This is a genomic window from Rhizobium sp. FKY42, from assembly GCF_005222835.1.
Classification (GTDB): Bacteria; Pseudomonadota; Alphaproteobacteria; order Rhizobiales; family Rhizobiaceae; genus Neorhizobium.
In genome coordinates this window covers 342,244-354,446 of record NZ_STGA01000029.1, presented here as the reverse complement: position 1 = coordinate 354,446, position 12,203 = coordinate 342,244, and the positions used below count along the sequence as shown (strand labels likewise).

Genomic DNA, 12,203 nt, shown 5'->3' with positions numbered 1-12,203 from the left:
CGCGTCGGTGGTATAGAAAGCATCCATGAGACTGAAATCGGAAATATTCATCGCGGCCTTGACCCGGCGCGTCTTCGGGCAGGGCGGTTTTGCGGCCATCGAGCACCGGGGCGCGGACGAGGCGGGTGCCATTTTCATTCGCCAGCGCCACCGCGATGGGCGGGAAACGCTTTATGCTCCCGCACCGCAAATGATGGTGGAAGAGGCTGGCGAGCGCCGGTTCGAAAAGCGTCTGGACAGGGTGGAGCCCGCTGTCATCGAGGATGCACTTGCCCGCGAGCGCCGCTTCGATAGCGATTTATGGCTGGTGGAACTGGAAGTGGACGAGATCGGCGATCTCATTCCCTTGACAGCCGATTAGTTATGCCCGCTTCAGCTTGATCACCTGCTGGGCGCCCGCATCGTTGGCGGCTGCCGTGGTCTGTTCGGTTTCGGCCATATCGTCCTTGTCCGCATAGGTGTAGCGGTCGGCGCGGCACCAGGCTTCCAAACGGCGAATGCATTCGTCGTCCTGCAGGCTGTCCCATAGAATTTCGCCGCGGGAAACGCCGCCGACGGCTTCCTTCAGGTGGTTGTAAAGACGCTCCAGAATGAAGAAGGCTTCCTGCGCATCCATGCCCAGCGCCTTCAGCGTTGTCGCCAGTTGCAGGCCGGAAATATCCATCATGATGCGTTCCGCCAACCAGCGGCTGGCGCTCAGTGTATCGGCAAGGCAGGTGGCGAAGGCATCCGCATCGCGGCTGCGGGCAAAGCGAACCATAAGTGCCTCCTGCACATCGGTTGCCGTGCGAAGTCCCAGCCTGTCCGTCGTTGGCCGCGCCTGCATGGCCGCCAACTGCTTGATCTTCTGGCGAAGCGCCTCATCGCGCTGTGCCGCTTGTGCCGCCTCGGTAGAAGGCGGTTGCTGCATTGAAGGCGCAGGCGTCGCGGGCTTTTCGGCGATCGGTGCCTTGTCCACTGGTGTCTTGTCCGGTTTCGCGGACGTGGGAAGTCGCGCATGGCGCATGCTGACCAACGCATCGATCACGGCTGGCGAAAGGGCAGGGCGGCGCACAATGGCGCGCGCGTGTTCCGCACCCTGGCAGCGTGCAATCGCAATCAACTGGTCGTCATTGAGGCAGGGTGATGCCATCAGAAACGGCGCTGCAATCGCAATCGGCTGGCTGGCGATGAAGAAGGCGACGCTGGAAGGCACTTGCTCGCACTGCGAAAGGGCCGAAACCGCCTGCCGCCGTGCCTCTTCACTGGAGGCGGTGTAGAGCGGCGAGAAAAGCTCGGCGAACTGGCGCAGCTCCGATTTCGTCGGATGTTTCAGGTCCTCGAAACTGGTGACCGTCGCCATCAGCACCACATCCTTTTTACGCAAAGCCTGCGGCTTCTCAAGTTCCCGATAGCGGTCCACGCTCATATCCACCGACGCATGACTAACAACAGACATTTCAAGCTTATGCCGCAGCGCTTCATGCGCCGGGTTCCTGGGAAAGGCCGCGCGCAAGCTGCATTCGCCACCCGCTTCATGGTTAAGGTAGCGTAGGGCCAATGGGGTTAATGGCTGGTGAAGATTAGAGAACTGTGCCGAACTGTTGCACATCTGTCTCTCATGCCGTGTGTGCGAGCAGATGTAGCGTTTTGCAACCTACGGAGAGAAAGTTTCACACAAGGTGACGGCCAAATGCTTCCGCCTGCTTGTGTATTAACGGAAAGTCAACAATCTTATGTCTGAAATGAGACTAGACCGCATGAGCCGCCTCTCGGTTGGAGGGGATCGAAAATGCAATTCCGGTTTGAACCCGGCCTTGGCATTTCGAAAGGGGGAAGGAAACCACCTGCGGATTTCCTGCGTAAGACGTGTGTCGGCGCCCAATGGATATGTCAGGCCGACACTGAACAGCTTTGCCGGACGGACCGGCCAAATGGCTCTTTCCGGCAGAACAGAGAACGGCGCAAATGCCTTGCAAGAGGTTGCGTCAGCCCCGATTAGGGGCAGGGTGAAACTGTCTGGTCCTTCATCCGTCTCATCCCCTCAATGGAGACGAGCATGGCAGAGATAGTCGTACTGAAGAAATGGCGTGAAACCCACAAGGGCAAGGCCCCGTTGCGCATGCAGCCCTCGGGTCTGGCTCAAAGCCCGGCGCAACTGGTCTTCTTCATGGGCGTGCGTTACGAGCGCATCGAAGACCTGACACACCGCAAAATGGACGAGATGGCGCTGGCCTTCGACAAACATTGAAGCTGTGTTTTACATGCGAGCATGCGCCACCTCCCGCCTGAGGCCGGTCATGTCATGCGCGTTAAAAAGAGAAACGATCTATTCCCATTCCATCGGGCTGCAATCAGCCTTGGTCAAGAATTGAAGGGCCGCCTCGCGAAAACTCTGCTGAGGCACCAGTGCGCGCAGCACGGCATATCCCTCCACCTGCGCCGTCTCCACGATGATCGGCTGAACCTGCGTTGACGCGAGCGCCTTGCGCAACGCCGTTGCCTGTACGGGCGTTGCCACGATCACATCCAGCGTCCGGTCTGCGGCCGTGCGGTCATTGATGCTGAAGGTCTCGTTGGAGGCACTGTCGAAGGTCGCCATGGACCAGAAGGGCACGCCATTGGCAGAGGTCAGGCGCACCGGTTGATCCGTGATGTCAAAAGCGCAGACGGCGATTTCCAGGAACGGATCCTGCTTGGCAAGGCCTGCCCGATCAGGCTTTGCACCCACGATGTGAAAGCGAAATTCCGGCCCCTCGTTCATCACCTGGCTATGGGCATCCCGCTCGCTGAAACTGGGCAGCGAGAAGATGATCACGAGGTGTAGCAGGGCAGCGCCCACCAGTCCGGTCAGGATCGCCAGGAGTACTCTAAGCATGGCTGCAACCGGTCTTTGACAGCTTCGGCATGGTCAGGTCGATCAAGCCTGAGCTTCCCGCCGTCGGTGTATCCAGAAGCGTCAGCACAAGGCGAAACGGCTGGTTGGGCGTGGTGGAAAGCCAGTTGCCGGGAAAAGCGCCGGACGAAACGGTGACCTCGAAACTGCCATCGGCCCGTCTCAGCACGATGCGTGAATTCAGCGCCTGCGGCCGCTCGGCATCCGGGGAGGGCGGCAGGCGGTCCTCGCCTGTCACGAAAAGCGTCCAGGCGCGGGTAGGCGGCGTCTGGCCGGAAATCACATAGGTGCAGTTGCCGTCCAGGCGCGCGCCTGCATCATCCACGCTTGCCGTAAAGCTCAGGCCCTCGGCACTGCCCAGAAGCAGCTTGCCGCCATTGGCCCGGTGCGCCTTCGCATAGGGGTCGGCATTGATGGTCTGCGCCTGCGGAAAGGCTTCCCACGCGCCAAGCCTGATCGCACCGAAGCCGACGGTCGCGTCCAGCGCGACAAGCGTCGACCATATGCCGCCGCCGAAGGCGATCAAAAGACTGAGTGCGATAAGGAGAGGGAGGCGGAACAAGCAGAAGTCAACCTTTGAATGTCAGGTCTTCACCCTACCACCCATCGCCGGTGAAAAAAACGCCTTTTTGGTCGCTGCCCAGGAAGAGATACCGAAGAGATCACGGAATGTTGAATACTACACGATGCCGCCATTCGCGAAGTCGAGGGGCGGCAAACTAGGAAAAGTCATACATTTTTATGCGCGCATAGGGTGTGTGTCTTGTGTTCTCAGGTATATTTCCTTTGCACATCTTCACTGACTTTTTTCGCAATCGCCTGGTTTGAAGGGCTTGTATAAAACATCTTACATCAAATGTAAAAATATGCTCTTAGATATAATTTTTGTATAAATTCTTATATCAGAAATATATCTATATTTAACTCGATAGAATAATATTCTAAAATCCGGTTATCGTGGGATCTATAATAATATAAATAGCAAGGTATATTTTAAGAATAGACCTCAGGAGATGGTAATGGCAGATCTTACGTCGCGGTCATCATCCGCAAAAGTTGTGTTTGATCGCATGCAGCCCGCTCTTGATAGAAACGATTTCGTTGGCTCGTCGCTTCTGGCCTCCCTCAACCGGCAAGATCGGTAGCGCTTCCTGTCCTTTGGCTGGGGCGAACCCGTTACCCCGCGTTTCCATACAGTGCTGGAAGCCATCGCATTCCGGTTCACCCACCAGCCGCATGAACCTGCTGTGATATGGCGAGCTGGATCACGCCTCGAACAAGCTGGCGGCGGCACTGCAGGCGAAAGGTGTTGGTCCCGGCAGTGTTGTCGGTCTCTATCTCAAGCGCTCTCTTCCCATGGTGGTCGGCATCGTGGCTGCAATGAAGCTGGGAGCGGCCTATGCGCCGCAGCATGTCGGCGTAGCACCGGATGAAATCCTCACCCGTGTCGCCGCTGTTTCCGGCGCGCCGGTCGTCCTGACCATGCGCGATTGCTTCGGAGCGCTCCCATCCTTCGAGACGGTAAACGTTCTGGTGATCGAGGATGTTCTCGAGGCTGAAGCTCTCACAGCTGTTCCGGATGCGGCCCTTCGCCCGAAGCCAGAGGATCGCTGCATTCTGCTGTTCACCTCTGGCACGACGGGACAACCGAACGGCGTGCAGGTCACCCATGGCAATCTGGCCAATGTCCTGTTCACGGCTCCGGGCGATCTCGGCATCTGTCCGGGACGGAAGGTCGGGCAGATCCTCTCGATCGCTTTCGACATGGCGGCCTGGGAAACACTGGGCGCGCTGGGCACGGGGCCACGCTGGTCATTCGCGGTTCCTGCATTCTTCCACTTCCCTCGCTTCCGCTCACCCCCCCCCCGCGGCAAGCTCGACAAGCGCCTGCTTCTCTCCATGGCAAAAGACCATATCGAAGCACAGGCTTCGGAGCTGCACGGATGACTCTCGAAATTACTGAAACACCGCAGGCCAGTTTCAACCTGCGCCGCATCACCCGCCATCCGCTGGCCATGGAGTACCACCGCCTCTATGCGCTGGTCGCCATCGTCAACTTCGTCCTTGCTGTTATATGGTGGCGGGATGGAAGCCTGATGCAGAACGGGGTGGCCAACCTCGAATTCCTGGCGAATATGGCGCTGATCAACTTCAGTCTCGGCATTCTCATCCGCCAGCAGCGCCTGGTGAACTTCCTGTTCTGGCTCGCCACCCGCATTCCCACCAGCTCACCGCTGTGGATTCGCTGGCGTGCCGCCAAGGTATTCCACTTCGGCGGTCTGCATTGCGGTGGAAACACGTCACATCCATGCGCGCCCGCTATCATAACCTGTTTGAGAAGACACATCGCTTTGCCGGCTGGACGCTTCTGGCCCTCTTCTGGGCGCAGACCCTCTCGCTCATCCACGATCAGGGGCAGCCGGTTCTTCAGCAGCCGTCTGTCTGGGCACTTTGTGTCATCACGCTTTCGGTCGTTTCGCCCTGGCTCACACTGAAAGGCGTGAAGATCGACGTGATCAAGCCCTCGAACCACGCTGTTACGGCCCGGTTCGATGATGGCGATACGCCTTTTCCGGGCTCCTCGAATGCCATCAGCCACACGCCCTTCGGGGAATATCACGCCTTCGCCAATGCGCCGGAACCGGGCGAGAGCGGCTATCGTCTGGTCATTAGCCGCGCAGGCGAAGTACCGAACCGCCTCATCTGGTCACGCGCTCTATGGCAGCGCCGCCCAGCGCCAAGGCATGGCCGCTTTCCGCGAAAAGCGTTCTCCGAATTTCTGAGGCGGAAAGAAAGCGACGTTCAGCAAACGCGCGGCAAAAAGCTTCCAATGCGAAACTCGGAGTCTGTCCGGTATGCGCCGGAAAGACTTTGGGAGCTTTAAGCCTCAAGGCAGTCTCTTCACCGTCTGGTTTGGCTTGTCCTCGATACTGCCGCGAACACTCGCTTCTACCACTTTCTGCGCAGAGGGCAGGGGTGCGGCGTCGCTCAAATCCTTCGAAATCCGTCGCAGGATCCGGGTGCTGTCGGCAGAAAGCGAACGGGGCCGCACGAGTTGCGCCATGCCGTTCGGCTTGGCGTTTGCCGCTTCCTTGGCACTGGCAACCGGCAGTCCGGGCGCGTGGTTGCCACGCGGAAGCGGGTTGTCGATACCGGGAATAGGCTTCAGCTCGATGCCCTGATGGGCGTAATCCATCAGCTTCTTGAAGGTCATGGCCGGAAGTGAGCCACCGGTCATGTCGTTCATCGAGGTAAAGTCGTCATTGCCGAACCAGACGGCGGTTGTGTAATTGCCGGTAAACCCGATGAACCAGGCATCGCGGTAGCTCTGGGATGTCCCTGTCTTGCCGCCGGTCACGATGCCGCCTTCGAGAGCGGCGCGCTTGGCGGTACCAATCACCGGGATCTGCGTCAGGATGCGGTTCATGGAGGAAACCGCCTGTTCCGAAACAATCCGCTTTGCCGCCGGCTCGTCGCGGTTGAAATCGTAAAGGATCTCGCCCTCGTAATCGCTGACCTGCGCAATGGCATGGCGGCGGGCTTCCAACCCTCCGGCGGGCATCACCGCATAGCCGGTGGCCTGATCCAGCACCGTAACTTCCGATGTGCCAAGCGGCACGGTCTTGTCGCTGCGCAAGGGTGTCGAAACACCCATGGCCTTGGCCAGTTCGACGATGGGTTTCACGCCCAGCTTCTCCTTGGCAAGGCGAACGGGCACCGTGTTGAGCGATTGCGCCATAGCGGAAAGCATGGTCACGCGGCCCTTGTAGGAGCGGGCATAGTTCTGCGGCGACCAGTTGTTCCAGGTAATCGGCGCATCCGAAATCATGGTATCGGGCGTGAAGCCATTCTCCATGGCCAACGCGTAAGTGTAGAGCTTGAACGATGAACCCGGCTGGCGCAGTGCTTTGGTGGCGCGGTTGAACTGGCTTTCGCCATAGTCACGCCCACCCACCATGGCGCGCACATCGCCACTATTCTCGATCATCACCAGCGCGCCCTGCTTCACCTTGTAGCTTTCGCCATATTCACGAAGCGAACTTTCCACCGCTTCCTGCGCCGCCTGTTGCAGGCCTATGTCGATGGTGGTGCGCACAATGAGCGAGTGCTTCTTGATCTTGCCTTCATCCGCCAGCCGCTGCACTTCGTCAAACGCCCAGTCGAGGAAGTAATCGGGGGCAGCAAGCTCGGCGCGGTCAATCACGCTTGCCGGGTTGCGGCGAGCAGCGACCACCTGACCTTCGGTCATCATGCCGCTCTGCACCAGATTGGTTAGAACCTCGTTTGCACGGGCGCGGGCGGCAGGCAGGTTCACATGCGGGGCATATTTGGCCGGTGCCTTGAAGAGACCCGCCAGCATGGCCGCTTCCGCAAGATTCACATCGGTAATGCTCTTGCCGAAATAGAACTGCGCCGCAGCGGCAGCACCAAACGTACCGGCACCCATATAGGCGCGGTCCAGATATAGCCGCAGGATCTCCTTCTTGGAAAGGTTCGCCTCCAGCCAAAGCGCCAGGAAGGCTTCCTTGATCTTGCGCTCCAGCGAGCGTTCATTGGTCAGGAACAGGTTCTTGGCCAGCTGCTGCGTGAGTGTAGAACCGCCCTGAACCACCCCGCCTGCGCGGGCGTTTTCGCTCATGGCGCGCGCCAGACCGAAGAAATCGATGCCGAAATGGTCGAAGAAACGCCGGTCTTCGGTGGCCAAAACCGCCTTCACCAGATGGTCCGGCAACTTGTCGATCGGAACGGAATCCTCGTGAATGATGCCGCGATGGCCCACCACATTGCCGTAGCGGTCGAGGAAGGTCACGGCAAAATCGCCGCGGGAGCGCCAGTCTTCCTTGGTTTCCTCGAAGGCGGGCATGGCCAGCGCCAGAAGCAGCACAAAGCCCGCCGTGCCGAAGGTCAGGCCCTCATCGGCCACTTCCACAATCACACGCTTCCAGCCGCGAACGCGAAATTTGCGGGAGAAGATGGTAATCTCTTCCCAGATCTCGGAAAGCTTGAAACCAAGGTTCCAGACGGTGGAATCGATCCAGCTGTCGATCCGCAGCAGAAGGTGGCGCCTGCGGCGACGCTTGTCTTCTCGCGCATCTGGCTGTCTCGGATCGGGATCGTCCTGCACGTCGGAATTCCTGTTGAGCAACCGTTTTGCTTGACGCCTTCCTCATGAAGGACCAAAAGCCAAGGGCAACGCCTTTCGCCAGCAATGGCCGACAAATGGTGAATGCACCCTTAACTCGACTGTCAAACCGATCCTTATCGGCTAAATTATGCCTGCCGTGGCCAAGAAAAGACAAGATGGAAAATCCTTTCTGGAAAGTGAAATCGCTGGATCAGTTAACGCAAGAGCAGTGGGAAAGCCTGTGCGATGGCTGTGGCCTCTGTTGCCTCAACAAGCTGGAGGATTGGGACACGGGCGAGGTGGCCTTTACCAACATCGCCTGCCGTCTTCTGGATGGGGAAAGCTGTCGTTGCTCGGACTATGAAAACCGTCAGGCCACGGTGCCGGATTGCATTCAGCTGACCCCCCAGAGCGTGCGGGAAATCCACTGGCTGCCGCCCACCTGCGGCTACCGGCTGGTGCGCGACGGGCTGGATCTCTATTGGTGGCATCCGCTCGTCTCCGGCGATCCCGAAACGGTGCATCAGGCTGGCATCTCCGCGCAAGGCCGCACCATTTCGGAAGAAGAGGTGGATGTGGACGATTTCGAGGATTACCTCGTGGAATGGCCGCTGACGGTTGGCGAAAACGCCAGGACGAATTGAGGGCAAGGGGCTTGCGGGCCGCCTTTTTGAATGGGATCTCGCATTGCCACCTATTCACTCCCTCTGCATCCTATGGTATAAAAAACACGCTGCGCTGCGCTATATTAGTGCGCATGGAGATGCTAATGATTTCGCGTATCATAAAAGTCCTTCGCCCCCTTTGTGTTCTTTCCACCGTTGTGTTCGGCATTATCCTCACTCTGTGCTTTTGGGGTATAGAGGTTGTGTCCTGGGATACGTTCTGGAGACTGACCTTCTCTTACCTTGCCCTTATGGTTGCATCGACGGTCATTTGCTATATTGATGATCCGGGCCGTGTAATAGGCCGTCGATAGCAGGCGGCGTGCGGTAACATAGTACCTCTTCTGGTCTAGAGGTACGGTAGGGCAAAGCAGATGAATCGGCCCGTTCTTTGCCCATACGCCACAACTTCGCCTATAAACCTGATCACTGCTCCTGTCGTAAATTGGAGTATGTGCATATGCGAAATCTGCCGCTGGCGTCTGTAACCCTTGCCGTGGCCTTTGCCTCGGCCTCCTTCGCACAAGCCGATGACTTTCAGGCAAAGGCGGCAGCCGCGTTCCAGCCGGTGGTGAAGCAGTATGATATTCCCGGCCTTATCGTCGGGATTACCCGCAACGGCACCCACGAATTCTACGCGACTGGTCTGGCCTCCCGCGCCGACCGCCGCGAGGTAACGTCGGAAACACTGTTCGAGCTCGGCTCGATCAGCAAGCTGTTCAATGTCACGTTAGCCGCCTTGGCCGAACAGCGCGGCAAGCTGAAGCTGGAAGATAAGGTTGCGCATCACCTTTGCGCCGATACGTGCCGGATCGGCGATGATCTGACACTGATGGATCTTGCCACCCACCACACGGGCGGCATGCCCTTGCAGGTGCCGGATTCTGTTTCCGATGTGAACGGCCTTGTGGACTGGATGAAGGACTGGAAGCCCGCCAACCCCGGCGCGCGCAGCTATTCCAATGTCAGCATCGGCATGCTGGGCCATATCAGCGCGAAAGCCATGGGCATGCCCTATGCGAAAGCCGCCGAAGGTACGCTTTTCCCGGCACTGGGGCTGAAGAACACCTTCATCACTGTTCCGCAGAGCCAGATGAAGCTCTATGCCTACGGTTACAACAAGGCCAATCAGCCCATCCGCGTCGGCAAGGGCTTGGCTGATGCCGAAGCCTACGGCGTAAAATCCTCCGCCAGTGATATGCTGACCTTCCTCGATGCGGAACTCGGCACAGGCTCCATTTCCGGCGAGTTGCAAAAGGCGATTGCCCGCACGAAAACCGGTCAGCTCCAGACGGCCTATTTCTCTCAGGCCATGGTCTGGGAGGAGTATCCCTGGCCGGTGAAGCTCGACCAGATGGTGGCAGGCAACAGCCCGGATTTCATTTTGAAGCCGCAACCGGTTGAGAAGCTGACCACGCCTGCAAAGCAGGGTGAGGGCGTGATCCTCAACAAGACGGGCTCCACCAATGGCTTTGGTGGCTATGTGGCGATACTTCCCGAAAAGAAGCTCGGCATCGTGGTGCTGGCCAACCGCAACTATCCGAATGAGGCCAGAATCCGCGCGACCTACGCGCTGATCAAGTCGCTCGGTGAGTGACCGCCCCCTCGACGGGCACCGGAATCCTCAACGCCCGCAAGGCGTTGAGAATGGTCGCAACGTCAATTGCCTCCTGTAATAGTGCGCCCTGAACCGGCTGGAGATAGCCAAACGCGGCGGCCAGCATGGCGACAACGGAAAGGCCTATGCCTACCATCACGCTTTGCAGAGCAATGGCGCGGGCGCGTTTGGCAATCACAATGCCCAGGCGCAGCCGGTCTATGCGGTCCACGAGCAGCACCACATCGGCGGCTTCGGCAGAGGCTGCCGCCCCGCGTGCGCCCATGGCCACGCCCACATCTGCCACCGCAAGGGCGGGCGCATCATTCACACCATCGCCCACCATCATCACGGGTCCACGCTTGCGCTCTTCCAGCACAATCTGAACCTTCCGGTCGGGCGAAAGCTCCGCATGGATGGCATCGAGCCCGAGGTCCCCGGCAATGCGCTCTGCCACGGCGGCGCGGTCGCCGGTGGCAAGAACCAGCCGCTTCACGCCTTCATCTCGAAGCCCCCGCAGCATCGCCCTTGCATCGGCCCGCACCGGATCAGCCATCAGAATTGTTCCGGCAAGCCTTTGCCCAACACCCACGGCCACCAGCACGGAACCCGCTTCCGTGGCCGGAATGGCAAGGGTCGCATCCCCCGTTCGCGCCGTCACGAAACCATGGCCGCCCACGAAAACCGGTTTGCCCTCCAGCATGCCCACCACGCCTTCGCCCGGCACTTCTTCCGTCTGCGCGGGCAGGTGAAGCACCAGTCCACGTGCCTCAGCGGCTGCCACCAGCGCCTGCGCCATCGGGTGCTTGGAAAGCTGGTCCAGCGAAGCGGCCAGCCGCAGAACATCGTCTTCGCTATAGCCGGCCTCTGCGTGAATGCGCGTAATCTGCGGCCGCCCGTCCGTCAGCGTGCCGGTCTTGTCCAGCACCAGCGTGTGAATACGCGCCATGCTTTCCAAGGGTTTCGCGCCCTTGATGAGAACGCCGAACTGCGCCGCGCGCGAAAGGCCTGCCACCAGCGCCACCGGAACCGCGAGAATGAGCGGGCAGGGGGTAGCAACCACCAGTACGGCGACGGCGCGAATGGGGTCTCCCGTTGCCCACCAGGCGGCGAAGGCTATCAGAACCGTGACGGCCAGAAAGCCGATGGAGAAGCGATCGGCAAGCCGCGACATGGGTGCCTTGGAGCGCTGGGCCTGTTCCACCAGCCGCACAATGCCGGCATAGGTGCTGTCTTTCGCGGCCTCCGTTGCCACCATATCGAAGGCGTGGCCCGCATTGGTGGAACCGCTCAAAATCTCGGCTCCGGGTTCAAGTGAGATTGGCAGGGATTCCCCCGTCAGCGCCGCCATGTTGAGATAAGCCGTTCCCTCTGCCAGATGCCCATCGACAGGCACCACATCGCCCTGACGGATCAGCAGCCGGTCTCCGGGAATGACTTCATCGACGGAAATCTCCTGCAAGCTCCCGTCATGATAACGCGTGGCGCTGCGGGGAGCCCGCGCCAGAAGATCGCGCATCTCTCGCCTTGCACGCCCCTCCGCGAAAGCCTCCAGAAACGTGCCGCCCGTATACATGATGGCGACGATATTGGCCGCCAGCGCCTCGCCGAACAGAAGCGCCGCCGACATGGAAAGTGCGGCCACCACATCCAGCCCCACCTCGCCGCGGGCAAGGCTGCGGATGATTTCGAGAGCAAGCGCCGCCAGCACCGGAAGCGTGGCGGCGCTCCAACAGAGCTGCGCCAGATCCGCCCGCCCCAGCACGAACTGAAGCGCAAGGCCGACAATGAGCCCGCCGACCGCCAGAAACAGCAGCAGCACCTTCACCCGGTCTTCCGTCGTGCGTTCCATCGGGCTTGCGTCTCCTCGGCTGTGTTGAGAAGCACGCTATCCTATTTCCACCGCCACACATTGATTTTCGTCATGGGGGAGTGGGTGGA

General features: G+C 59.5%; 11 protein-coding genes. 6 read left to right on the top strand and 5 right to left on the bottom strand.

Annotation, left to right across the window (positions count from 1 at the left end):
* Positions 1 to 25 precede the first annotated feature (25 nt).
* Positions 26 to 361, top strand: a complete 336-nt coding sequence (locus E8M78_RS12520; protein WP_137135343.1) for a DUF1491 family protein — start codon at positions 26 to 28, stop codon at positions 359 to 361.
* Here E8M78_RS12520 and E8M78_RS12515 read toward each other — a convergent pair whose 3' ends face one another.
* Positions 362 to 1,438, bottom strand: a complete 1,077-nt coding sequence (locus E8M78_RS12515) for a DUF2336 domain-containing protein (protein WP_246658306.1) — start codon at positions 1,436 to 1,438, stop codon at positions 362 to 364.
* A gap of 600 nt (positions 1,439 to 2,038) precedes the next feature.
* On the opposite strand from E8M78_RS12515, the gene E8M78_RS12510 reads away from it, so the two are divergent.
* Complete coding sequence (locus tag E8M78_RS12510; protein ID WP_170973411.1) at positions 2,039 to 2,230, top strand: hypothetical protein; 192 nt, start codon at positions 2,039 to 2,041, stop codon at positions 2,228 to 2,230.
* Between the two features lie 78 nt (positions 2,231 to 2,308).
* On the opposite strand, the gene E8M78_RS12505 is transcribed toward E8M78_RS12510, so the two are convergent.
* A complete protein-coding gene (locus E8M78_RS12505; protein WP_062552866.1) occupies positions 2,309 to 2,857 on the bottom strand; it encodes a hypothetical protein in 549 nt (182 codons plus the stop codon).
* Positions 2,850 to 3,437: a DUF1214 domain-containing protein gene (locus E8M78_RS12500; RefSeq protein WP_137135342.1), complete on the bottom strand. Its 588-nt coding sequence runs from the start codon at positions 3,435 to 3,437 to the stop codon at positions 2,850 to 2,852. The genes E8M78_RS12505 and E8M78_RS12500 overlap by 8 nt, the downstream gene beginning before the upstream one ends.
* A 698-nt stretch (positions 3,438 to 4,135) precedes the next feature.
* Between E8M78_RS12500 and E8M78_RS12495 the strand changes: the two genes are divergently transcribed.
* Together E8M78_RS12495 and E8M78_RS23305 are read left to right on the top strand one after the other, a co-directional pair.
* Positions 4,136 to 4,822 (top strand): AMP-binding protein, encoded by a 687-nt coding sequence (locus E8M78_RS12495; protein WP_137135341.1) that lies wholly within the window; start codon positions 4,136 to 4,138, stop codon positions 4,820 to 4,822.
* 361 nt (positions 4,823 to 5,183) lie between these two features.
* Positions 5,184 to 5,759 (top strand): hypothetical protein, encoded by a 576-nt coding sequence (locus tag E8M78_RS23305; protein WP_170973410.1) that lies wholly within the window; start codon positions 5,184 to 5,186, stop codon positions 5,757 to 5,759.
* 3 nt (positions 5,760 to 5,762) lie between these two features.
* On the opposite strand, the gene E8M78_RS12480 is transcribed toward E8M78_RS23305, so the two are convergent.
* Entirely contained in the window at positions 5,763 to 8,000 is a 2,238-nt protein-coding gene (locus E8M78_RS12480) for a PBP1A family penicillin-binding protein (RefSeq protein WP_137135339.1), read from the bottom strand.
* Between the two features lie 176 nt (positions 8,001 to 8,176).
* Between E8M78_RS12480 and E8M78_RS12475 the strand changes: the two genes are divergently transcribed.
* Together E8M78_RS12475 and ampC are read left to right on the top strand one after the other, a co-directional pair.
* On the top strand, positions 8,177 to 8,644 hold the full coding sequence (locus E8M78_RS12475; protein WP_137135338.1) for a YcgN family cysteine cluster protein: 468 nt from the start codon (positions 8,177 to 8,179) through the stop codon (positions 8,642 to 8,644).
* Positions 8,645 to 9,125: 481 nt separating this feature from the next.
* Positions 9,126 to 10,262, top strand: a complete 1,137-nt coding sequence (ampC, locus tag E8M78_RS12470) for a class C beta-lactamase (protein ID WP_137135337.1) — start codon at positions 9,126 to 9,128, stop codon at positions 10,260 to 10,262.
* On the opposite strand, the gene E8M78_RS12465 is transcribed toward ampC, so the two are convergent.
* Entirely contained in the window at positions 10,243 to 12,114 is a 1,872-nt protein-coding gene (locus E8M78_RS12465) for a heavy metal translocating P-type ATPase (protein ID WP_137135336.1), read from the bottom strand. The two genes, ampC and E8M78_RS12465, sit on opposite strands and share 20 nt — an antisense overlap.
* Positions 12,115 to 12,203: the final 89 nt, after the last annotated feature.

Excerpts from the sequence above, each read along its gene's own strand:
- E8M78_RS12505 (WP_062552866.1), bottom strand. The coding sequence starts at position 2,857 with ATGCTTAGAGTACTCCTGGCGATCCTGACCGGACTGGTGGGCGCTGCC.
- E8M78_RS12520 (WP_137135343.1), top strand. The coding sequence starts at position 26 with ATGAGACTGAAATCGGAAATATTCATCGCGGCCTTGACCCGGCGCGTC.
- E8M78_RS23305 (WP_170973410.1), top strand. The coding sequence starts at position 5,184 with ATGCGCGCCCGCTATCATAACCTGTTTGAGAAGACACATCGCTTTGCC.
- E8M78_RS12515 (WP_246658306.1), bottom strand. The coding sequence starts at position 1,438 with ATGTCTGTTGTTAGTCATGCGTCGGTGGATATGAGCGTGGACCGCTAT.
- E8M78_RS12475 (WP_137135338.1), top strand. The coding sequence starts at position 8,177 with ATGGAAAATCCTTTCTGGAAAGTGAAATCGCTGGATCAGTTAACGCAA.
- E8M78_RS12465 (WP_137135336.1), bottom strand. The coding sequence starts at position 12,114 with ATGGAACGCACGACGGAAGACCGGGTGAAGGTGCTGCTGCTGTTTCTG.
- ampC (WP_137135337.1), top strand. The coding sequence starts at position 9,126 with ATGCGAAATCTGCCGCTGGCGTCTGTAACCCTTGCCGTGGCCTTTGCC.
- E8M78_RS12510 (WP_170973411.1), top strand. The coding sequence starts at position 2,039 with ATGGCAGAGATAGTCGTACTGAAGAAATGGCGTGAAACCCACAAGGGC.